Source organism: Hymenobacter oligotrophus, from assembly GCF_003574965.1.
GTDB lineage: Bacteria > Bacteroidota > Bacteroidia > Cytophagales > Hymenobacteraceae > Solirubrum > Solirubrum oligotrophum.
Window position 1 is genome coordinate 2268126 of record NZ_CP032317.1, and the last position, 22022, is coordinate 2290147.

The 22022-nt window shown below is 61.4% G+C and carries 21 protein-coding genes and 1 pseudogene; 8 read left to right on the plus strand and 14 right to left on the minus strand.

The features are described from left to right. Nucleotides 1-24: 24 nt before the first annotated feature. From D3Y59_RS09720 to D3Y59_RS18295, 4 genes are all read right to left on the minus strand, one after another. Nucleotides 25-420, minus strand: coding sequence for a hypothetical protein (locus D3Y59_RS09720; RefSeq protein WP_119444879.1), 396 nt, complete (start codon nucleotides 418-420; stop codon nucleotides 25-27). Between the two features lie 64 nt (nucleotides 421-484). After that, nucleotides 485-1153: a hypothetical protein gene (locus D3Y59_RS09725; RefSeq protein ID WP_119444880.1), complete on the minus strand. Its 669-nt coding sequence runs from the start codon at nucleotides 1151-1153 to the stop codon at nucleotides 485-487. Nucleotides 1154-1195: 42 nt separating this feature from the next. Continuing rightward, the gene (locus D3Y59_RS09730; protein ID WP_119444881.1) at nucleotides 1196-1882 is read right to left on the minus strand and encodes a hypothetical protein; all 687 of its coding nucleotides are present in this window, start codon (nucleotides 1880-1882) and stop codon (nucleotides 1196-1198) included. 61 nt (nucleotides 1883-1943) lie between these two features. Further along, nucleotides 1944-2105 carry a hypothetical protein gene (locus tag D3Y59_RS18295; RefSeq protein ID WP_160328108.1) on the minus strand — a complete coding sequence of 54 codons (162 nt, stop codon included), beginning with the start codon at nucleotides 2103-2105 and terminating at the stop codon, nucleotides 1944-1946. Between the two features lie 89 nt (nucleotides 2106-2194). Here D3Y59_RS18295 and ade point away from each other — a divergent pair, with 89 nt between their 5' ends. Further along, a complete protein-coding gene (gene ade / locus D3Y59_RS09735) occupies nucleotides 2195-3856 on the plus strand; it encodes an adenine deaminase (protein WP_119444882.1) in 1662 nt (553 codons plus the stop codon). An 84-nt stretch (nucleotides 3857-3940) separates the two neighbouring features. Here the strand turns inward: ade and D3Y59_RS09740 are convergent, their stop codons facing one another. Next, entirely contained in the window at nucleotides 3941-4357 is a 417-nt protein-coding gene (locus D3Y59_RS09740) for a response regulator (RefSeq protein WP_119444883.1), read from the minus strand. Nucleotides 4358-4430: 73 nt separating this feature from the next. After that, a pseudogene (locus D3Y59_RS09745) lies at nucleotides 4431-5408 on the minus strand (PLP-dependent cysteine synthase family protein); the annotation flags it as partial. Between the two features lie 354 nt (nucleotides 5409-5762). On the opposite strand from D3Y59_RS09745, the gene sucD reads away from it, so the two are divergent. Next, nucleotides 5763-6656, plus strand: coding sequence for a succinate--CoA ligase subunit alpha (sucD, locus tag D3Y59_RS09750; protein ID WP_059067355.1), 894 nt, complete (start codon nucleotides 5763-5765; stop codon nucleotides 6654-6656). A 207-nt stretch (nucleotides 6657-6863) separates the two neighbouring features. On the opposite strand, the gene D3Y59_RS09755 is transcribed toward sucD, so the two are convergent. Next, entirely contained in the window at nucleotides 6864-7595 is a 732-nt protein-coding gene (locus D3Y59_RS09755) for an outer membrane beta-barrel protein (protein ID WP_162910670.1), read from the minus strand. A gap of 202 nt (nucleotides 7596-7797) precedes the next feature. On the opposite strand from D3Y59_RS09755, the gene D3Y59_RS09760 reads away from it, so the two are divergent. Then, nucleotides 7798-8865 (plus strand): hypothetical protein, encoded by a 1068-nt coding sequence (locus D3Y59_RS09760; protein WP_119444885.1) that lies wholly within the window; start codon nucleotides 7798-7800, stop codon nucleotides 8863-8865. Nucleotides 8866-9044: 179 nt separating this feature from the next. Here the strand turns inward: D3Y59_RS09760 and rny are convergent, their stop codons facing one another. The 6 genes from rny to radC all read right to left on the minus strand — a co-directional run bounded on the left by rny (nucleotide 9045) and on the right by radC (nucleotide 15991). Beyond that, the gene (rny, locus tag D3Y59_RS09765; RefSeq protein WP_119444886.1) at nucleotides 9045-10709 is read right to left on the minus strand and encodes a ribonuclease Y; all 1665 of its coding nucleotides are present in this window, start codon (nucleotides 10707-10709) and stop codon (nucleotides 9045-9047) included. Nucleotides 10710-10929: 220 nt separating this feature from the next. Continuing rightward, complete coding sequence (locus tag D3Y59_RS09770) at nucleotides 10930-11220, minus strand: cell division protein ZapA (protein ID WP_059067349.1); 291 nt, start codon at nucleotides 11218-11220, stop codon at nucleotides 10930-10932. 34 nt (nucleotides 11221-11254) lie between these two features. After that, nucleotides 11255-11551 carry a hypothetical protein gene (locus D3Y59_RS09775; protein WP_059067347.1) on the minus strand — a complete coding sequence of 99 codons (297 nt, stop codon included), beginning with the start codon at nucleotides 11549-11551 and terminating at the stop codon, nucleotides 11255-11257. Between the two features lie 193 nt (nucleotides 11552-11744). Continuing rightward, complete coding sequence (gene pheT / locus D3Y59_RS09780) at nucleotides 11745-14180, minus strand: phenylalanine--tRNA ligase subunit beta (protein ID WP_119444887.1); 2436 nt, start codon at nucleotides 14178-14180, stop codon at nucleotides 11745-11747. A 304-nt stretch (nucleotides 14181-14484) separates the two neighbouring features. After that, nucleotides 14485-15114 carry a DUF1684 domain-containing protein gene (locus D3Y59_RS09785; RefSeq protein ID WP_119444888.1) on the minus strand — a complete coding sequence of 210 codons (630 nt, stop codon included), beginning with the start codon at nucleotides 15112-15114 and terminating at the stop codon, nucleotides 14485-14487. A gap of 133 nt (nucleotides 15115-15247) precedes the next feature. Beyond that, entirely contained in the window at nucleotides 15248-15991 is a 744-nt protein-coding gene (gene radC, locus D3Y59_RS09790) for a RadC family protein (protein ID WP_119444889.1), read from the minus strand. 112 nt (nucleotides 15992-16103) lie between these two features. On the opposite strand from radC, the gene D3Y59_RS09795 reads away from it, so the two are divergent. The 5 genes from D3Y59_RS09795 (at nucleotide 16104) to D3Y59_RS09815 (ending at nucleotide 20480) form a co-directional block, all read left to right on the plus strand. Continuing rightward, nucleotides 16104-17357, plus strand: coding sequence for a metallophosphoesterase (locus tag D3Y59_RS09795; RefSeq protein ID WP_119444890.1), 1254 nt, complete (start codon nucleotides 16104-16106; stop codon nucleotides 17355-17357). A 136-nt stretch (nucleotides 17358-17493) separates the two neighbouring features. Next, nucleotides 17494-18174, plus strand: a complete 681-nt coding sequence (locus D3Y59_RS09800) for a hypothetical protein (RefSeq protein WP_162910671.1) — start codon at nucleotides 17494-17496, stop codon at nucleotides 18172-18174. A gap of 124 nt (nucleotides 18175-18298) precedes the next feature. After that, nucleotides 18299-19084: a carboxypeptidase-like regulatory domain-containing protein gene (locus tag D3Y59_RS09805; RefSeq protein WP_119444892.1), complete on the plus strand. Its 786-nt coding sequence runs from the start codon at nucleotides 18299-18301 to the stop codon at nucleotides 19082-19084. Nucleotides 19085-19168: 84 nt separating this feature from the next. Beyond that, on the plus strand, nucleotides 19169-20095 hold the full coding sequence (uvsE, locus tag D3Y59_RS09810; protein WP_119444893.1) for a UV DNA damage repair endonuclease UvsE: 927 nt from the start codon (nucleotides 19169-19171) through the stop codon (nucleotides 20093-20095). A 16-nt stretch (nucleotides 20096-20111) separates the two neighbouring features. Further along, nucleotides 20112-20480: a hypothetical protein gene (locus tag D3Y59_RS09815; RefSeq protein WP_119444894.1), complete on the plus strand. Its 369-nt coding sequence runs from the start codon at nucleotides 20112-20114 to the stop codon at nucleotides 20478-20480. A gap of 212 nt (nucleotides 20481-20692) precedes the next feature. Here the strand turns inward: D3Y59_RS09815 and D3Y59_RS09820 are convergent, their stop codons facing one another. After that, nucleotides 20693-22012: a cystathionine gamma-synthase family protein gene (locus tag D3Y59_RS09820; protein ID WP_119444895.1), complete on the minus strand. Its 1320-nt coding sequence runs from the start codon at nucleotides 22010-22012 to the stop codon at nucleotides 20693-20695. Between the last annotated feature and the right edge of the window lie 10 nt (nucleotides 22013-22022).

Sequence of the window (22022 nt, forward strand, 5' to 3'; positions counted from 1 at the left end):
TTAGGAAAGTACTAGTAGGCGTGCCTACTGAATCCAACCCCGCCGCTTTACGGGCTCGGCCAATCTCGACGGTATCGAAGCGTAAAAATCGGCTACGGATTCCTTTATTCCATTGTCAAATTGCAGCGCCACCCGGAAGAAAGGGTTGAAGAACCGCTCGCCCCGAAAACCCACGCCCGTGGTGCCGTCGGGGCCGGTGGCCCATTCGCCTTGGTAAGCCTGCACCATGCACTGGCCCAAAAAAGCACCTAGGGCCACCACCACGCCCTGGATGTTGTCGCGGTTGAGCAAAGGCCGCTGTTCTTCAATAAAGTTAGCAAGGCGCTGCACAGCGGCTTCGTCGAAGTCGTTTACCTGCAGCTGCTGGCGCACGGCTTCGGCAGCCTGGTGAATATGGGCAAGGGGGTTTTCGGAGGACATAGGCACAGAAAGTAAAAGCGGAAGACAACTACCTCTTACGGCAACCGGCGGTCCGCGGCAGTGGTTAGGGCGCGGGCGGCAGCGCCGCGGCACCCGGCTGAGGGGCCACAGCCTTCCAACTCAGGTATATATCAAGGATTTTGCCGATGTGCTCGGGGCCTACGTCAACCTTGCCCAGCTCCTGCGGTAGCGTGGGGTGGTCGTGCAATACCTCGGCCATAGCCTGCCGAAACTCGGCCCGCTTTTTCGGCAACACCCGCACCGAGGCTCCGCCCGGCGTGGCCAGCAACAGGGTTTCGGGAGCGTCGTAGCGCATTACTACGTAGCCGGCTTTGCGGTAGAGCTGCCGCACAAACGCCCGTTCCACCGTTGCTTTTCGCGCCACAAAATTTCGGGCTACCACAAAGGTATCCTGCCACACTACGTAGCGCTGCACCTCGCGGGGGTCGTACCAAGTGGGCGTTTTGTTGCGGCGGTCGTCGTTGGCTACGGCAATGCTATCGATGCCGGGCGCCAGTTGGGCGTCGTTCCAACGGCCATCGACCAACTGAAAGCGGCCACGCTCAAACGTTACGGCATTGCGCGGGCCATAATACATGGGCATGCCGGGCTGCCCCGGCACGGGCGGTGGCATACGCGGCGGCGAGTAGCTCGGGAAGGCCTGCCCATACGCGCAGGCCGGCCCGGCACCTAGGGCCAGCGTCAGCCACGCAAATCGGGTTACTACACTCATTGAAAATGTACGCTTTGGCAAAAACTACTCGGCGCCGATGGGCTACTGGGCAAAAATGGCGGTTGTATTAAAGCCATCGGGCTTGTTGCGGAGGTAGGCATCCAAAATGGCGCGGGTGTGCGTCGCGTCGAGCTGGCCGCTTTGCAGCTGCTGGCTGAGCACGGGGTGGTCGGCCACCACGGCCTGCATGGCCTGCTGAAACTCTTTGCGCTGCGTGGGCAGGGCCAGGGCTTTTTGGTTGGGGAAGCGCAGCACCGGCACCATGCCGCCGGCACTGGCAAACTCGAACAGCTCTACCTGCGGTCGGCGCCAGGTGCGGCGGCCCAGCACCGTGGTGGGCGGCACGGGCCGCTTGTCTTTGCCGCTCGGCGGAAACTGCACGCTGTGCACCACCGCAAACGTATCGGTGCCAATAACAGCCTGGCGCAGCTCGCCTAGGCTGTACCGTTGATCCTCTTTGCCGGCCTCTACCTCTATCAGGTTGTTGGTGAGCAGCAATTTGCCTGTTTGCCAACTGCCCGCGGCGGCTTCCAGCTGGTAGCTGCCTTTGCCTTTGCGTGCAAACTCGGTATCGGCGGTGGCCAGCAGGGTTACGTTTACGGCGGCACGTACCAGGCCCACAATAAGGCCTGCCTGCGCCGAGGCGCTGGTATGAATGCCTACCAGAAAAAGGACAGCGCACAGGCTGCGCAAAGCCGAGGCGCGGCCGCGTCGGTAAACGTGGATCATAAGCAAGTAGGTTGAAAAAACAGGCGGATGGGGCGGCAGTCGCCCTAGGTGCCGGGTGCGGCTAGTGGCTTTCGCAGGGGCAGGGCGTTTTGCCGCCGCGGGCTTTGCGCTTAAACGAAGCGGTTTTCTTCTGCTGCGGCGTCATGCGGGCACAGCTCGTAAGCAACGGGGTGGCCGTAGCCAAGGTAAGCGCCGAGAGCAGCAGGGTTATGGTCTTTCTCACCGGTTAATCGGTTTTTAAACAAAGATAACCTTCTTTGCCGGCTGGCTTTGCCGCTTTCTTCTGTTCGATGTTGTTTCTGCCCTTTGCCTATGTCTGCTGATTTTGCGTTGCGCGCCAACGTGGTCGATATCCCCAACAAAACCATTCGCCCGGGCACCATTTGGGTAGCCAACGGCCGCATCGAGCGGGTTGCTTACGACGCGGCAGCCCCCGACCCTGCCTTGCCCTATGCCCTGCCCGGCTTCGTGGATGCGCACGTGCACGTAGAAAGCTCCTTGCTGGTGCCGGCCGAGTTTGCGCGCCTCGCGGTGGTGCACGGCACGGTGGCCACCGTATCCGACCCCCACGAAATTGGCAACGTGCTGGGCGTGGCCGGCGTGGAGTTCATGCTCGATAACGCCCGGCAGTCGCCGTTTCACTTTTGCTTTGGCGCGCCGTCGTGCGTGCCGGCCACGGTGTTCGAAACGGCCGGCGCCACCATCACCGCCGACGACATCGAGCAGCTGTTTCAGCGGCCCGAAATTGGTTACCTGGCCGAAATGATGAACTGGCCCGGCGTGCTGCACCACGACGCCGACGTGATGCGCAAAATTGCCCTGGCCCGCCAATACGGCCGCCCCGTGGATGGCCACGCGCCCGGCCTGCGCGGCGACGACGCCCGCCGCTACGCCGCCGCCGGCATGAGCACCGACCACGAGTGCTTTACCGCCGACGAAGCCTTGGACAAACTGGCCTGCGGCATGCACATTCTTATCCGCGAGGGCTCGGCGGCGCGCAACTTCGAGGCGCTGGTGGATTTGCTGCACGAGTATTCGGCCCAGATTATGTTCTGCTCCGACGACAAGCACCCCGATTCGTTGGTGCTCAACCACATCGACGAGCTGGTGCGCCGCGCCGTGGCCCGCGGCATCGAAGTCTGGAAGGTGCTGCAGGCGGCTTGCCTCAACCCGGTGCAGCACTACCGCCTCGACCTAGGCCAACTGCGCGAAGGCGACGCGGCCGATTTCATCGCGGTGGACAACCTCCAGGAGTTCCGGGTTCAGCAAACCTACCTGCGCGGCCAACTGGTGGCCGAGCAAGGCCGCGCGCTGCTGCCGCCCGGCCGCAACGCGGCGCCCAACAACTTTGTGGCACAGCCCCTGCAGCCCGCCGATTTTGCCCTAGGTGCCCCCAGCGCCGCGGCTGCCACGGCACCGGTGCGGGCCATCCGTTGCTACGACGGCCAGCTGATCACCGCCGCCGACCCTGCCCAGGTACCTGTGCAAAGCGGCCTGCTCGTGCCCGATGTAGCCAACGACGTGCTCAAGCTGACAGTGGTGAACCGTTATCAACCCCACACCAAGCCCGCCGTGGCGTTTATCCGCGGGTTCGGGCTGCAACGCGGCGCCTTGGCCAGCAGCGTGGGCCACGATTCGCACAACATCACAGCCGTGGGCTGCTCCGACGAGGCCATTGCCCGCGCCGTAAACTTGGTAATTGCGGCCAAGGGCGGCTTAGCAGCCGTGGGCGACGACGGCGAAGAATTGCTGCTCCCGCTGCCGGTAGCCGGCCTCATGTCGGATGGCGAAGGCTACGCCGTGGCCGAGGCCTACACCGCCGTCGATCAGCTGGCCAAGCACCTAGGCAGCCCTTTGCGCGCCCCGTTCATGACGCTGTCGTTTATGGCGCTGCTGGTTATTCCGGCCCTCAAGCTGAGCGACAAGGGCTTGTTCGACGGCGAGAAGTTCGAGTTTGTGCCCGTGCTCATGTAGCACCTGTGCTACTGCTCCGCATGGCATACAAAAAAGGCCGCCCGGAGTGCACCGGGCGGCCTTTTTTGTATTGCTTAGTTAGGGTTAGCCTACCATTTCAAAACGCTTCTCGAGCAGTACGCGCAGCTTTTCTTCAGTGAGGGGCTTGGCCAAGTATTCCACGCCTTCGTACTGCGCCACGCGCGAGGTATCGGCCGAGTGCATGGAGGTGGTCAGCACGGTCATCACCGTTTTGTCGCGCACTTCGGCGGGCAGTTGGCTGTATTGGTTCAAGAACTCAAAGCCATCCATGCCGGGCATTTTCAAGTCCACAAAAACCAAGTCGGGCCGCTGGTCGGTGGCCGTTGCGTCATTGCCCCAAAGCTGGGCAAAGGCCTGCTCGGCGTTCGTGAACAGCAGGATGTTTTCGGCCAAATCGAGCCGCTGCAACAGCCGGTTGTTCAAGAAGCTGGTGGTTTCGTTGTCGTCGATGAGCACCACCTGGTTGAGTTTGCGTGACATTGCGTAGGCCTAAAATTGTTAAAACGATACCGGCCACGCTTTGCAGTCGGGTATGCTAAAGATACTGAATTTAATCGAGCCAGCCCTGCTCGCGCATCCACTCGTCGTTGTAGATCTTGCCTAGGTAACGCGTGCCGTGGTCGGGCAGCACAATCACCATCGTGTCTTCGGGCTTGAGGTTTTCCTTGGCATACTCGAGGGCACCGTGCACGGCCGAGCCGCACGACCAACCCACGAACAAGCCCTCCTCCTTGGCCAGGCGGCGCGTCATCACGGCGGCGTCCTTATCGGTTACCTTGATGAACAAGTCGATCAGGTCAAAGTCTACGTTTTTGGGCAAAATATCTTCGCCGATGCCTTCCGTCTTGTAGGAGTAAATTTCGTTCTCGTCGAAGATGCCCGTTTCCTTGTACTTCTTAAACACCGAGCCGTAGGTATCGAGGCCGATGCTTACGAGGCCGGGGTTTTGCTCTTTGAGGTACTTGGTGGTGCCGCACATGGTGCCGCCGGTGCCCACGCCGCAGGCGTAGTGCGTAATCTTACCTTCGGTTTGTACCCACAGCTCGGGGCCGGTGGTTTCGTAGTGCGCGGCCGTGTTCGAGAGGTTGTCGTACTGGTTCGGGTAGAACGAGTTCGGAATTTCGGCGTTCAGCTTGCGGGCCACCGAGTAGTACGAGCGGGGGTCGTCGGGGGCCACGTTGGTGGGGCACACGATTACCTCGGCGCCTACGGCCTTCAGGATATCCTGCTTTTCCTTGCTTTGCTTGTCCGACATCGTGAAGATGCACTTGTAGCCTTTGGCAATAGCCGCCAGCGCCAGGCCCATGCCGGTGTTGCCCGAGGTGCCCTCGATGATGGTGCCGCCCGGCTTGAGCAGGCCCGCCTTTTCGGCGTCCTCGATCATGCGCAGGGCCATGCGGTCTTTTACCGAGTTGCCGGGGTTGAAGTACTCCACCTTGGCCAGGATGGTACCGGGAATGCCCTCGGCTACTTTATTGAGCTTCACCAGCGGCGTGTTGCCGATGGCTTCAACGATGTTGTTTAGGTACATGCGTGGGAGATTGGGAAAGCGCAAAGGTACGGTTTTGCCGGTGCGGCCGAACGATTGCCGCGCGGCCTGGCTTTGGGTTTGCCTTTGCAAATCGGTTGGTAACATCGCCGCGCCGCGGTTTGTGCCCGCCGCCGGCAATAAGCCTGTGCGCCGCGCCTTTGCCGGCGCGCAGGCTTATTGCCGGCTCAAGGGCCCGCGCGCCTGCCTGCGGCCCGGGCAGCCCGCGCCACCTAGGGCCGGCCATGTCCGCGGTGGTTGGTTTCTTGCCTTGCCTCAGCCGCCGAAAAGCCTACCTTTGCGCACGGCTCGCCGTAGGCGGGCTTTTCCACTGATTTATCTTCACTCCATTCCCACATGAGCGTACTGGTCAATAAGGACTCGAAAGTGATTGTGCAGGGTTTCACGGGCTCCGAAGGCTCGTTCCATGCCCAGCAGATGATGGACTACGGCACCAACGTAGTGGGTGGCGTAACGCCCGGCAAAGGCGGCCAAACCCACCTCGGCAAGCCCGTATTCAACACCGTAGCCGACGCCGTACGCGAAACCGGCGCCGACACCACCATCATTTTCGTGCCCCCGGCATTTGCTGCCGACGCCATTATGGAGGCTGCTGATGCCGGCATCAAGGTTATCGTAACCATCACGGAAGGCATCCCGACCAAGGACATGATTGCGGTGAAGGAGTACCTGAAAAACCGCGAAGGCCTGCGCATGATCGGCCCGAACTGCCCCGGCGTAATGACCGCCGGCGAGTGCAAAGTGGGCATCATGCCCGGCTTTATCTTCTCGAAAGGCCGCGTAGGTATCGTATCGAAATCGGGCACGCTGACCTACGAAGCTGTAGACCAGCTAACCAAAGCCGGCCTGGGCCAAACCACGGCTATCGGCATCGGCGGCGACCCCATCATCGGCACCACTACCAAGGAAGCCGTTGAGCTGCTCATGAACGACCCCGAAACCGAGGGCATCGTGATGATCGGCGAAATCGGCGGCGGCATGGAAGCCGAAGCTGCTCGCTGGATCAAAGAAACCGGCAACAAAAAGCCTGTAGTAGGCTTCATTGCCGGCCAAACCGCACCTCCCGGCCGCCGCATGGGCCACGCCGGTGCCATCGTAGGCGGCGCCGACGACACGGCTGCTGCGAAAATGGCCATCATGCGCGAGTGCGGTATTCACGTGGTAGACTCGCCCGCCGAAATCGGCGAGACGATGCTGCGCGTGCTGAAAGGCGAGAAAGTAGAGGCGTAATTGCACCCTAGGTTCCGAATACAAAAAGCCCCGGCTGATTCATCAGCCGGGGCTTTTTTGTTAGAAGCCATTCTTGCGTAGAAACCTAGGTCGTCATGCAGAGCCGTAGGCGAAGCATCTCGCCGGATAGTAATTACTACCTGCCATCAGCACGCGAGATGTCTAGCCTGCAGCTCGACATGACGTTCAGGAGAAGCGGATGACTTTCTAATCCCCTCGCCCGTCGCCGCCTACGTTGATAATCAGACCTAGGCTGAACACCGAGTTGCCGGCCGTGAGGTACTTGCGGTTTTTCAGGCCGAAGTTCCAGCCACTCATGGTTTGGAATTTCAGCGGGCCAACCAAGCCGATGCGGGTGTAGGTAACGGGCTCGAAGAAGATGTTGTCCTCGCCAGGAATGCGCTGGCCGTTCAGGCGCAGTTCGGGCGTGTTCATGTAGCTCAGGCGCAGGGCGGCCCCGTAGCGGAACGGCCACGTCCGACCTAGGAACTCAAACTCCTCGCGGTCTTTCTTGGTGTAGTTTACCTGCGCAAAGTACTTCTCGAGCCGGGCTTCTACCGTTTCGGTTACCTCGCCGGCGCGGGTGCGCTCGGTGCGCTTGCCTTTGCCGTATCCGGCGCCGGCGTATACCTCCAAAATGCGGCTTTGGTCGGCGCCGAAGCGGGTGTAGTAGCCCGCCCCCACTTCGCCAAAGTCTTGGTCGTAAACTTTGCGCTTGCCGTTGGTGTGCAGAAACGAGCCCGAGGCGATAATGCCCACGTGCTCGCCGGCGGCGTAGGCCCCCTGCGCCGTTACGTTGGCCTTCCAGTTGGTGTGCAAGCCCCCGCTGAACTCGCCCTTTTGGGTGAGCATGGGAGCGGCAGCAGGTGGCGGAAAATAAACAGAGGCACAGCTACTCAGCAGCGGCAGCCCCAGCAGCAACAGTCGACGTACGGCCACAGCAACGGGTAATGGTTTGCGCTAGCAACGAAGAAAAGGCTGTTTCGTTGTGCAAAGCCGTGTGCAATTTAGGCGCCGGAGGTACACGCAGGCCTCTCAACAAATAAAATTGGCTTGGCCAGCGAAGCTCGGCCGTGTGCGGGTGCTACCTTTCGGCGGTTATCGGGCCGGTGCCCGTTCGTTACGCATGCATCTTTTACCTATGCGCTATTTATCGTGCTGCCTGCTGGGCGCGGGCGCTTTGGCCCTGGCCGGCTGCAAAAAAGACCCCATCGTCGAGATTAAAGAAGTAGAGGTGCCTGCCCGCCGCAGCTGGACGGAAGTGCGCAACCTGCGCGGGCTCGACCGAACCATCCTAAGCATGGGCACCGACGGGCGCCAGCTATTTCTGCAGCAGCCGTACAATTTCACCAAATACTGGGGGCAAGCCCCCCAGAACTTGGTTGTGCACGCTGCCCGCTTGCCCTCGGATGTGCGCGTGCGCCTCGATCTGGCCCCGGCGTTTTTTGCTTATCCCGCCTACGACTCGCTACTGGTGGTGTCCACCACCGCGGCCCCGCTCACCCCGGCGGGCTACGTGCACCTGCGCCGGCTCGATGCCACGGCCGTGCGCTTTGCCACGCGCTACATGATTCCGTTTAAAACCACGGCCATCAGCGCGGCCAACCAAGTACTTATTGCCTACGACAACAACGACCCGGCACAGCCCATCACGTTGCTGCTGGCTACCATCAACCCGGCCACCGGCTTGGTGCAACGGGCGCAAGTCGTGCGCATTCCCGTCGACCGAAATGCGGGCATGCCCTACGTGCGCCACATTGCTGCCCTCGAGGATTACTTCGTGGCCGACCTAGGCGACGGGGGTTTGTACCGCATCGGGGCCGACGGGCAGTTCCGGCAGGTGTGGGGCTCCTCGCCGCTTACCGACGCGTTTTACACTTACGGCGGCACGGCCTATGCCCATGCCGAATGGGGGCGCCTGCTCACCTCCGCCGACAAAGGCCTTACCTGGCGGGAGTACACCGGCGCCCCGGCCATCTTCGATCAGTCGCGCTTTTACTTTGTGGGCGACAGCCTCGTGGGCAGCCAATTCGATCAGCTGTACACGCTGCACTGGCAGGGGCTCAACTACCGCGTGCGGCCGCTGAAAGCCGACGGCCTGGAGCGCGCCAGCGTAACGGGCATGGCCGTGCTGCGCGACTCGGTGTACGTGGCCACCACCACCGGCCTGTTTGCCCGGCCGCTGGCGCAGTTCTTCGATAAGAAATAAGCCCAGCCCTAGGTGCCTGCCCCGCCCGGCGCCGCGGCCACCTAGGGCGCCGGCGCGGCCCGGGCAACCAGTGCCCTAGGTGGCCCGGGCCGAAACACGCCCCCCGTGCCACCCGAAAAAAGCAAACGCCCGCCGCAACAGCTGTTGCGGCGGGCGTTTTGGCTTGGGCTACCCAGGGCCTACTTGGCGTAGGCCACGGCGCGCATTTCGCGAATTACCGTCACCTTAATCTGGCCGGGGTACTGCATTTCCTTCTCGATTTTCTGCGAAATCTCGCTGGAAAGCTCCTGGGCGCGGTCGTCAGTTACGTTGTCGGCATCCACAATCACGCGCAGCTCGCGGCCCGCCTGGATGGCGTAGCACTGGTTTACGCCTTTGAAGGCGTGGGCCGTTTCTTCGAGCTGCTTCAGGCGCTTGATGTAGCTCTCCATCATTTCGCGGCGGGCGCCGGGGCGCGAACCGCTGATGGCGTCGCAGGCCTGCACGATGGGCGAAATCAGCGCCGTCATCTCGATTTCGTCGTGGTGGGCGCCGATGGCGTTTACCACGTCGGGGTGCTCTTTGTACTTCTTGGCCAACTCCATACCTAGGATGGCGTGGGGCAGCTCGGGCTCCTCGGTGCTTACTTTACCAATGTCGTGCAGCAGGCCGGCGCGCTTGGCGTGCTTCACGTTCAGGCCCAGCTCGGCGGCCATGGTGGCGCACAGGTTGGCTACTTCGCGCGAGTGCTGCAGCAAGTTTTGGCCGTACGACGAGCGGAAGCGCATGCGGCCCACCATCTTGATCAGCTCGGGGTGCAAGCCGTGGATGCCCAGGTCGACGATGGTACGCTCGCCGATTTCGACGATTTCCTCCTCGATGTTCTTGCGCGTTTTGGCTACAATCTCCTCGATGCGGGCCGGGTGAATGCGGCCGTCTTTCACGAGCAAGTGCAGCGAGAGGCGGGCAATTTCGCGGCGCACTGGGTCGAAGCCCGAAATAATGATGGCCTCGGGCGTGTCATCAACGATGATTTCGACGCCGGTTGCGGCTTCCAGCGCCCGGATGTTACGGCCTTCGCGGCCGATGATCTTGCCCTTTACGTCGTCCGACTCGATGTTGAACACCGACACGCAGTTCTCGATGGCGTGTTCGGCGGCGGTGCGCTGAATGGTTTCCAGCACCACCTTCTTGGCATCTTTGGTAGCTGTGAGTCGGGCTTGCGCCACGGTGTCTTTGATGTACGACGAAGCCTGAATCTGGGCCTCGTTCTTCAGCGATTCAACCAACTGCTCGCGGGCTTCGGCGGCTGTAAGGCCAGCAATGGCTTCGAGCTGGCGCTGCAAGTGGTGGCGCTGCTCGTCTACCTCGTCTTGGTCTTGGCGCAGCTGATCGAGCACTTGCTCGTGGGTCGCGCGGCGCTTTTCTTCCTGAGCTTCGAGCCGCTCCTGCTGGCGCTGGGCGTCGTTCTGTACTTTTTCGCGCAGCGTGTCGAGTTCTTTCTCTTTGCGCTGCACTTGCTCCAGCTGGCGCTGGGTTGCTTGGGTTAGCTGCTTGATGCTGGCTTCTTGCTGCACCACTACTTCGCGGCGCTGCGAGAGGTCCTGCTCGGCGTCTTGGCGCAGCCGACGCAGCTCCTGCTCAGACTCGTTCCGAATCTGGCGGGCTTTGTCTTTGGCTTGCTGAATGCGCTCTTCGCGCACTCGGTTGGCTTTGGCTTCGGCCTCTTGCAAGAGCTCCTGCGCGCGGGCTTGCGCCTGCGCCTCGGCGTCTTGCCGGGCTTTGCCTGCCATCTGCCGGCCGATGAAGAAGCCCACAACAAGGGCTACCACGGCTGCCAGCACGATGTATATTATTTCGGGCATGGTATGGTGATGTTGGGGAGGATGGAACAAACACCATAGCCTGCGCAAAGCGTTCTGCCGCAACGGCAGTTGGAGGCCGGGCCGTCTGCCCTAGGCCGTGAGCGGTATCGAGTAGTGGGTATCGGGTATTAGGTAGTCGGATGCCCGCCGGAGGGGCTAACAGTTATGTCCGAGTTCTTAATACCAAATACGTAGTACTGTATACCAAGTACCAGTGCCCTTAGGCGAGTACCACCGATGCCAGCAGCTGATCGAGGCGGGAGAGGCGCTCGGTTAGTGCAGCGTCGGTACCATCCTTTTCCTTCACGGCCTTCATGCGGTCGGCCAGTGTGGTAAGCGCAATCATGGCCAGCAAGTCTTGCTTGTCCTGAATGCCGTATTGCTCCCGAAATTCCTTTATCCGCTCGTTGAGCATGCGCCCGGCTAGGCGCAGGCGTTCCTCTTCCTGCGGCGTTACCCGAAGGGGGTAGTCGCGGTCGGCAATGCGGATTTTAATGGATAATTCGGTCACAGTCGCGGGTGCTTTGGGTGGGTGGGTTAGGCGGTTACTCCCTCAAATAGGCAAGGCACTTATCTAGTTCGCGGATGTATTCGTTGAGACGTTGTTTTAGCTCGGTTGCGGTAGCCGGTTCGCCAGCTATGGTGTTAGCAAGTTTAACAATATTTTCCTGGTTCTGGTGCTCGCGCAGCTGCTTGTCCCGGTCGCGCAGCTCGGCCTGGAGCTGCTGAATGGTGGTGTGGGCATCGGCCAGTTCTTCGCGCACTTGCTGATAGGCAGCCACTAAAGTGGTTACCTGCCGTTCCAATCGGTCGAGTTGGGCAAGCTGTTGCGAGGAGGCCATAATCAGGGAATTTCTGAGGCAAAGTAACGAATTGCGCGGATCTGCGGGCCTTTCCGGTTTGAAAGGGCTGGTAAGTAAAGCGCCGTAGCGCCAACTTTTGGCGCTGCACAGCACAGTAGCACTCAATTGCTGAGCTTACTACCCCGCCTGCGCAAGCCAGAAAGTTGGCGCTACGGCTCTAACCTACTATGTCCTATTTCCGGATAACTGCGCCCGCTTGCTGCTCGAACTGCGTCATGAGTTTTTGCATCACCTGATCGATGGCCTGATCGGTGAGCGTACGCTCGGGGTCTTGCAGCAGGAAGCTCAGCGAGTACGATTTTTTGCCGGCACCTAGGTTTTCGCCCTGGTACACGTCGAACACGTTCACTTCGCGCAGCAGCTTCTTCTCAACTTTGGTGGCAATCTGGCGCAGCTGCTCGAACGTCACGCCCAGGTCGACAACCAGCGACAAATCGCGGCGGACTTCGGGGAACTTGGGCAGCTCCTGCACCGTGAGGGCCCCGCGGTACTTCTTGGTCAGCCAAGCCCAGTCGAGCTCGGCGTACCACACGGGCTGGTTTACGTCCATCTGCTTCAGCACTTTCGGCGACACGCTGCCTAGGTGCACCACCGGCTGGTTGTGCAGCAGCAGCGTAAGGCCGCCGTTGAGGTAGGGGTGCTGCACGGGCTGCTGGCCCGGCTGCGCGTGGCCCAGGCTGCGCAGCACCTGCAGCACAGCGCCGGCCAGGTGGTGGTAAGCCGTTTTGGCGTCGGGCTGTTGCCAGCTTTCGGCCTGCAAGTTGCCCGTCAGGAAGATACCTAGGGTGGGGCGCTCTTTGTAGCTGCCGTCGGGCTGGCGGTGGTAGCTGCGACCGAACTCGTACAGCTTCAGGTCGCGCTGGCGGCGGTTTACGTTGTGGCGCACAATCTCGAGGCCCGAGTGCAGCAGCGTGGGGCGCATCACATCGAGGTCGGCCGAGTTGTAGTTCAGCACGCGCACCAAATCGGCAGCGGGCTGCTCGGCGGTTTCGAAGTAATCGGAGTTGACGAGCGAGTTCGTTACGATTTCGGAATAGCCCTGGCCGCTGAGCAGCTGCGACACGTCGCGGCGGAGCAGTTCGGCATCGGGCTGCGGGAAGCCGGCCAGGAAATCGGCGGCGTTGTGGGTGCGCAGCGGCACGTGGTCGAAGCCGTAAATGCGCAGGATTTCCTCCACCACATCGGCTTCGCGGGTAACATCCACGCGGTACGGCGGCACCGATACAATCCACTCGGGCCCGCCGTGCACGTCGTTTTCCTCCACAATGAGGATGTCCAGATCGGTCAGGATCTGACGAATGCGGTCGGAGGCAATGTAGTGGCCGATGAGCTTCTCGACGCGCGGCAGCAGCAGGCGCACCGAGGTGTGCTCGATGTGCGTGGGAAACTCATCGACAATGGGCGCGGCCACGCGGGCACTGGCCACCTCTTGCAGCAGCAGGGCCGCCCGCTTGAGGGCCAGCGGCACCATGTGCGGGTCGGTACCGCGCTCGAAGCGGAACGAAGCGTCGGTTTTGAGCTGGTGATTTTGAGCGGTTTTGCGCGCTACGGCCGGGTCGAAGTAGGCACTTTCGAGAAATACGCGGGTGGTACCCTCGGTTACGCCCGAGGTTTTGCCACCGAACACCCCAGCCAGCGCCAGCGCACGGCCTTGGGCATCGGCAATAACCAAGTCTTCGGCCTTCAGGGTGCGCTCGGCGCCATCGAGCGTGGTGAATTGCTCCCCGGCAGCGGCGCGGCGCACCCGAATGCCGTTGCCGCCAATTTGGTCGGCATCGAAGGCGTGCAGCGGCTGGCCCAGCTCGTGCAGCACGTAGTTGGTTACGTCGACGACGTTATTGATGGGCGACAGGCCAATGCTGCGCAGACGGCGCTGCATCCACTCGGGCGAGGGGCCTACCTGTACGCTTTCGAGCAGCAAGCCAGCATAGCGGGGGCACGCCTCGGCATCCTCGATCTGCACGCCGATGGCTTGGCCTTCGGCCTGCACCGGCGCATGAAAGTGGCTAACATCGGGCAGCTGCACGGGCTGGCGCAGCAGGGCGCGCAAATCGCGGGCTACGCCGAAGTGCGAAGCAGCATCGGCGCGGTTCGGCGTCAGGCCGATTTCCAGCACGTGGTCGGAACCCAGGCCGAAGTACTCGGCGGCCGGCGTGCCGTTGGGCAGGTCGGTATCGAGTACCATAATGCCGGCGTGCGAAGTACCCAGGCCGATTTCATCTTCGGCGCAAATCATGCCTTCCGAAGCCGCACCGCGGATTTTCGATTTCTTGATTTTGAACGGCTCGCCGCTGGTGGGGTGCAGCACGGCACCCTCCAGGGCAACTACCACGCGCTGGCCGGCGGCCACGTTGGGCGCTCCGCACACGATGTTGCGCGGGCTAGCGTCGCCTACGTCCACGGTAGTAATGCTGAGCTTATCGGCATCGGGGTGTTTTTGGCAGGTGAGCACCGTGCCTAGCACTACGCCCTGCAAACCGCCCGGCACACTTTCCAACTCCTCCAGGCCTTCAACCTCGAGGCCGGTGCTGGTAAGCAAAGCCGAAATTTCAGCCGGCGTTTTATCAGTAGGAAACAGGGTGCGGAGCCAGTCGAGGGAAATCTTCATAATAATCAGTTGGCTGTGGCCTAGGTAGCCAGTGGCCGTTTGGGCTGAGGCAGCAAAGGTAAACGGTGCCGCACGATGTAGCGCGGACTTTGCAAGTCCGCGTCCACAGATAGTAAACTCAATCGTTGCGTGTAGCGCGGGCTTTAGCCCGCGTTTGCCAGAACGGCTGGCGTCAGGGCAGTTCCGCGCGGTACCACTCGTTCACGCCAACGCAGGCTAAAGCCCGCGCTACACCGCGCGCTCTAGGTCAGAAACATAAATTACTATCCGGGGACGCGGACTACAAAGTCCGCGCTACACTGCGCTACAGTTCTTTGTACGTCTTCTCCCCTACCGGCACTTCCACACCCAGCCAGTTCTCTTTGGGCGGCATGGGGCACGAGGCGATGCTGTCGCCGTAGGCGCAGTACGGGTTGTAGGTGCGGTTGAAATCGAGCACCACTTGGTTGTCGTTTTCGCCGGGCGTTTCTACATCGAGGTAGCGGCCGCCGCCATAGGTGGAGCGCCCGTTGGTTTTGTCGGTGAAGGGCACGAAGAGCGTGGGGTCGGTTTTGCTGGCGCGCTTCAGCAGCGTAAGGGTTTGCGGCTGTCCGCTCACCTCAAAGGTGGCGCGGCCAAAGCGGGTGTACTTGTCGGCGCCGCCTTCGGTGAGCGGCAGGCTGATGGTGTCGCCTTCGGGCAGGCGCTCGAGCTTGGCCACCAACCGCCACTCGCGGTTGGGCGTGTAGTAGCGCAGGCTGTCGAAGTTTTCGTGCAGCTCTTCGGGCAGCGGCGATTCGCTGTGGCTGCGGAATTGCTCGTTTTTCTGCTTGCGCTCCTGCTTCAGCTTAAACGCGTATTGATCGTCGCTGAGCACGAGGTCGGAAAAGATGTAGCCGAGCACGATGAGCAAGCCCAGACCTAGGAAAATTTTGGGCGCCGAAATTTTAGCCATGCTGCAAAGCTAGACCACGAATGAACACGGATTGGACGGATTGCCCGGATTTTGTGACCAACTGCAGTGCAGCGCCCGCTCCGGGGGCCCCTAGGTGCCCGAAGTTGATTGAGGCACCTAGGGCTTGCAAGAGTTACAAAATGCCCTCGTCGGCGAAGCTGTAGTAGCCGCGGTCGGTGTAGATGAGGTGGTCGAGCACGGGCAAGTCTAGAAACTTGCCGGCTTCTTTAAGCTTTTTGGTCAGGGCAATATCGGCGGCGGAGGGCTGGCGGTTGCCGCTGGGGTGGTTGTGCACCAGAATAATGCTGCTAGCCAGCTGCTCCAGGGCGTGCTTGAAGATCATCTTGGGGTCGGCTACGGTGCCGGCCACGCCGCCGCTGCTGATCTTTTCCTGCCGCATTACCACGTTGGCGCGGTTCAGCAGAATCACCCAAAACTCCTCGTGCGGCAAATCCTGCAAAGCGGGCCGTACCAGGTTGTAAATGTCGGTGGAGCAAGTGATGGTGGTGCGCTCGGCCGCGGCGGTTTCTTTGCGGCGGCGGCCCAGCTCGAGGGCTGCCACAATAGTTATGGCTTTGGCCTCGCCAATGCCTTTGTGGCGCATCAGCTCCTTCACCGAGAGCCTGGCCAGCTGGTTTAAATCGTTGCCGGTGGCGGCCAGCACCAGCTTGGCCACATCCACGGCCGAGAGCTTGGCCGTGCCCGAACCCAGCAAAATAGCCATCAGCTCGGCATCCGACAGCGCGGCGCGGCCTTTCAGCAACAGCTTTTCGCGGGGGCGGTCTTCTTCGGCCCAGCTCTTGATGCTGAAGCTAACCGGCGCCTGATAGCTGCCCGCCGGGCTTTCGTCTTCTGTCGCGTTGTCAATCGAATCCATACGGCACCACTATTGTTAAGGGGCGGAGTAAAGTAAAATTTCAACTTGTCCGTCTTACGTACAGACGCGCGGCTGCAACCAAACGGCCGCCGCGGAGTTTGTTAGCCTCGATATGTCTCGTCTGTTTTCATCGTTTTTCTTTTTGGCGCTGCTGGTGGTGGCCGAGTGGTACGGCTCGCAAGCCATTCGCACCTTGGTGCAGCAGTATTCGCAACACACCCGGCGCGTGGTTACAACCGCGTACTGGCTGGTTACCATCGGCCTGTGGGTTGCCGGCGTGTGGGCCATGAGCACGCGCCACATGGGCAGCAGCGCCTCCAAGTCGTACATCGGCGGCTTGCTGCTGGCGTTTGTGGTGGCCAAGCTCATCGTGCTGCTGTTTTTGCTGCCCGAAGACCTGGTGCGCCTCGGGCGCTGGGCAACGCGGCTGTTTACCCGCTCGGGCGATGGTGCCACGGCCGGCGGCGCGCCCATTACGCGCAGCGAGTTCCTGAGCAAAATGGCCCTGCTCGCGGCGGGCATCCCGTTTGTGGCGCTGATTTACGGCATGGTGCGCGGCGCCACCGATTACCGCGTGAAGCGCGTAACGCTGCGCTTTCCCAACCTGCCGGCCTCGTTCGATGGCTTCAAAATGGTGCAGATTTCCGACCTGCACACGGGCTCGTTTCAGTCGAAAGAGCCGCTGCGCCGGGCCGTGAACCTGATTAATCAGCAGGGTGCCGACCTGGTAGTAATGACCGGCGACCTAGTAAACAACTTCGCCCACGAGGTGGAGGAGCACATCGACACGCTGGCCGGCATTACCTCGGGCGTGGCCAAGCTCTCGGTGCTGGGCAACCACGACTACTCCGATTACGTGGACTGGGGCCCCCTTGGTGGCGCCGAGGCCAAGGCTGCCAACCTCGCCCGCATCAAAGAAAACCACGCCAAAATTGGCTGGCGCCTGCTGCTTGATGAAACGCACCACATTGAGCGCAACGGCGAGAAGATTGCCATTTTGGGTGTGCAGAACTGGGGCCAGCGCGGCTTTGCCAAGTACGGCAACCTCGCCAAAACCCACGCGGCCTCGGGCGAAGTGCCGTTCAAAATTCTGCTCTCGCACGACCCTTCGCATTGGGAGGCGCAGGTGCTCGAGTACAACGACATCGACCTGACGCTTTCGGGCCACACCCACGGCATGCAGTTCGGTGTGAACCTGCCGCACCTTAAGTGGAGCCCCGTGCAGTACGTGTACCGGCAGTGGGCGGGCTTGTACGAGCGCGGCAAGCAGCTGCTGTACGTAAACACCGGCCTGGGCTTTATCGGCTATCCCGGCCGCGTGGGTTTCCTGCCCGAAATCACGGTGTTTGAGCTGCGCCGGGCATAGTTCTGCCGTCTCAAACTCAACCTTAGGTAACGCAACCTGGGCAGCAGCGTATAAGCCGCTGTGCACGGTGCCCGAAGTGCTTCTTCCGGAACGCACCTAGGCGCCGTGCCTTCCCTAACCGTTGATTTACCTGATTATGAAAAAGACCCTCATGCTAATGGCCTGCGCTGGTGCGCTGACCATGGCCTCGTGTAGCAGCGACAACAACACCGACTCGGCCGCTACCACTACCGAAACCACCACGACCACCGAAACCTCGGCCACCGGCAACGCTTCGGCGGCCATGGGCGGCTACTCCGACGCCGACTACAACAGCCGTGCCGACCGGATTTCGCAGGACTTGGCTACCAACATGAAGCTCGACGATGCCACCCGCCAAAAGGTGCGCACCGTGTACTACAACCGCTCGAAGCGCCTGGGCGAGCTGCACAACAAGTACGCCACCGACACCACCGGCATGGCCGCCGAAATGAACCGCGTGTACTCTGACACGGATACCGAGCTGAAGGGCATCTTTACGGAGCCCGAAATGTATGCCACCTACGAGTCGAACCGCGACATGTACATTGAGGACCGCTACATGACCACCGACAACACCTCGATGGCTAGCGGCAGCGACATGAACGCCGAAAACGCCTCGGGTTCGGCTTCGATGTCGGGTTCGACGAAAACCAAAGAAGGCGACGTGAAAGTGAAAATTCAGCGCGACGGCGACCTGAAAATCAAGGACGCCGCCGACAACAAAACCAAGATGGATGCCGACGACGGCACCGTGAAGCACAAGCCCGAAGAGGGCCAGAAGGTAAAAATGGAATAGCCGATTGGCTTAATTCCGGATTTTGCAAAAAAGCCTGCGCCGTTGCCAACGGCGCAGGCTTTTTTTATCTCATTGGCCCGAGGCTTGAATACATTGCGGGCCGATTGCTTGTTTGCAGCCTTGCATGGATATTTCGTTGGTATTGTATCGGTTGATTTTGCGGAGGTGGCTGGGCCTCTTGGCAGTGCTGCTGTGCCTGTGGGCCGCGGCGCCGGCCAGCGCGCAAACGCAAGTGCGCGTTACGGGCTCCATCAGCGACAAAGACACGCGCCAGGACATCCCGGGGGCGGCCGTTATCAACCAGCGCACCCGCCGGGGCGTGGTGGCCAACGAGCAGGGCGAGTTCAGTTTGGTGGCGCAGCCCACCGATACGCTGGAGTTTCGGGCCATCGGCTACGCCTCGTACCGCATGCCCCTAGGTGGCACGGGCCTCTCGCAGCTGATTGTGCAGGTAAAGCTGCAGCGCACCAGCGTGCAGCTTACGGGCGTAACCATTCGCGAAGGCCGCCCCGACGATGCCACCATCAACAAAGCCCTGCGCAACATTCGGCGGCCCACGCCCCCGCCCAACGCGGTGAAGCGGCCGCCCCGGCCCAAACCCCTATTCCCCGTCGACTCAACGGCGCCTAAGGTGCCCGTACCCACGCTGGCCAACCCCATAAGTTTTATCTACGACCAGTTTTCGCGCGAGGGGGAGCAACGCCGCAAGATGGAGGAGATTCAGGCCCAGAAGCAGTACAACGACGAGCTGGCCAGGCGCCGCGCCTATAACCGCCTCTTCCGCATCAACAAAGGCTACGAGGTAGAAACCGACTCCGCGTACGTGCCCATTTCGGTGCCGCGCACCTTGCCGGCGTTGCCCGCGCAACCCATGCAGCCGCCCGCCGGCAGCCTGGCACCTAAGCGGTAAGCGCGCCCCCTGCCCGGGCAAGCCGGCCCTAGGTGCGCCGGCGCTTTTGCCAACCTAGGGAGCGGCCCCGGCGTAAGCCTAGCTATGAGAATTGGCTATCCTTGCGTCAACGAGTCGCTCGACTGCACGTCTACCTCCACCTTTCGGCTGGCTTCGTACTCGGCCGAGCGGCTGGAGCAGGCCGTGGCCAACAACCTGGCCTGCCTGCAGCGCATTCTGGAGTACAACGTGCAGCACGAGCTGCGCTTCTTCCGGATTGGCTCGGGCATTGTGCCGTTCGGCTCGCACCCCGTCAATACCTACCCCTGGCAGCAGCGCTTTGCGGCCGAGTTTCGGGCCATCGGCGACTACATCAAGCAACACGATATGCGGGTGTCGTTTCACCCCGATCAGTTTGTGGTGCTAAACTCGCCCGATACCGGCATTGTGGAGCGCAGCGTGGCCGAATTGGTGTACCAGGGCTCGATGCTTGATTTGATGGGCCTCGACAGCAAGGCCAAGCTCCAGATACACGCCGGCGGCGTGTACGGCGACAAAGAATCGGCGCTGAAACGCTGGATTGCTACCTACAACGAGCTACTGCCCGAGGCTGTGAAGGTGCGCCTGGTGGTCGAGAACGACGACCGCCTCTACAGCCTGCAAGAGTGCCTGCGCCTCTACGACACGGTGGGCGTGCCGGTGCTGTTCGACAATTTCCACCACGAGTGCCTGAACAGCGGCGAACCCATGCCCATGGCCTTGCAGCTGGCCGCCGCCACCTGGCACCCCGAGCAAGATGGCCCGCTGATGATCGACTACAGCTCGCAGGCGCCGGGCGAGCGGAAAGGCAAGCACGTGAACAGCATCGAGGAAGACCTGTTCCGGGCTTTCGTGGATGATTTGCGCGGCATCGATGCCGACATCATGCTTGAAATCAAAGACAAAGAAGCCAGCGCCCACAAGGCCTGCGCGATTCTGCGCGACGTAGGCCGGCTCACGGCGCCGCGCACCCCCTCAGCCACTTCGTACTAAGCTATATCTCGCAATCATGCAACAACCCTCCTCCGACGAAAACGCCGACCTGCTCGCCGATACCATTCATGCCTTGCAAAGCGGCCTCACGGCCGTGCCCCTCAGCCAAGCCATGACGACCACCGAGGCCTGGCAGCAGCAATTTTTGCAAAGCGGCCAGCCCGAACTGCAAAACATTGCCCGCGAAATCGGCAACCTGCAATCCATCCTCAGCAGCGGTCAGCTCGATGGCCCCGCCATTGGCCGCTCCCTGGGCATGCTAGGCGCCCAGGTAACCGAGATTATGCCGCACGCCCCCGACGACCGCAAGGTGGGTCTTTCGCAGCTGAGCACTTTGCTGCTGCGCCTGGGCGGCGAGCTGGAAGCCGATAACAACGGGCGCTAGCCTCCCCGCACCACTAAGCAAACGGCCTCCAAGCGCAAAGCGCTAGCACGGCCAAGAAAGAACGTCACTCCAAGCTTATCGAGGAATCTCGCGTGTTGGGTCAGATAGTCAATTGCTATCCGACGTCAGCACGCGAGATTCCTCGACTTCGCTCGGAATGACGTTCTGGTTTTTCCGGCCCGGGTAGCCTAGGTGGCTACGGGCTTGGATACTTAAATAACCGCATCGTAGGCCGCGGTGGTGGCCACGGCAACGGGCTCGGCTTCATCACCGAATGCTTGGGCCAAATCGGCAATGAGGTCGGCGGGGTCTTCCACGCCAATGCTCAGGCGCACCATGCTTTCGGTGATGCCCATTTCGCGCTGCAGCTCGGGCGTAATGTCGGAGTGCGTCATGGTGGCAGGGTGCTCGGCCAGGCTTTCGGTACCGCCCAGGCTTACGGCCAGCTTAATAAGCTGCAAGCGGTTGAGGAAGCGGAACGCCTCGGCCTCGCCGCCGGCAATGTCAAACGAAATCATGGAGCCCGGCGAAAGGCACTGGCGCTGGTAAATGTCCTGCTGCGCGGCGTCGTGCTCCAGATGGCCCAGGTAGTAAGTGCGCGTAACCTGCGGGTGCTGGCGCAGCCAATCGGCCACTACGCGCGCCGACTGGGCGGCCCGCTCCATGCGCAGCTTCAGGGTTTCGAGGCTGCGCATCAGCATCCAGCCGGTGTTGGGGTCGCACATACTGCCCATAAAGGTGCGCATGGCCCGTACCTCCTTCATCAGGGCTTTCGAACCTAGGGCGGCACCGGCAATGAGGTCGGAGTGCCCGCCCAGGAACTTGGTAGCCGAGTACAGCACCAAATCGGCGCCGTGGCGCAACGGGTGCTGAAACACGGGCCCCAGGAAGGTGTTATCGACCACCACGCGGCAGGGGCGCTCGGCGGTGCCAGCCAGCTTGGCGGCCGCCACGCAGGCGTCGAGGTCAACGAGGTGGTTGGTGGGGTTGGCGGGCGTCTCCACGTACAGCACGGCCAGTTTATCACCTAGGGCGGCGGCACGGGCTTGCAGCGCTTCGGCCGGTAAGGTGGGCGAAAAGCCTTCGGCCGTAATGCCAAAGCGCGGCAGCACGTTTTTCAGGAAGAAATCGGTGCCGCCGTACACGGGCTCGGAGTGCAGCACCACGTCGCCGGGTTTTAGCAGGGCCAGCAGCGAGGTGCTGATGGCGGCCATGCCCGAGGCAAACGAGGCAGCGTCTTCGGCGCCGTCCCACAGCGTGAGGCGGTCTTCCAGGATTTCGAGCGAGGGGTTGTTGAGGCGCGAGTAAATCAGGCCCATTTCCTCTTCGGGCGCGGGCTGGCGCAGGCCGTAGGCCAGCTCGAAAAAGGCTTTGCCTTCTTCGGCGTTCTTGAACACGAACGTGGAGGTTTGAAAAATGGGGCATTTAATGGCGCCCTCGCTCCATTCGGGCCGAAAGCCGTAGCTCATCATCAGGCTTTCGGGCTTTAGCGGCCGGCCGTTTAGCTCGGCTTGCTTGCGCAACTCTTTCATGGGTGGGAGG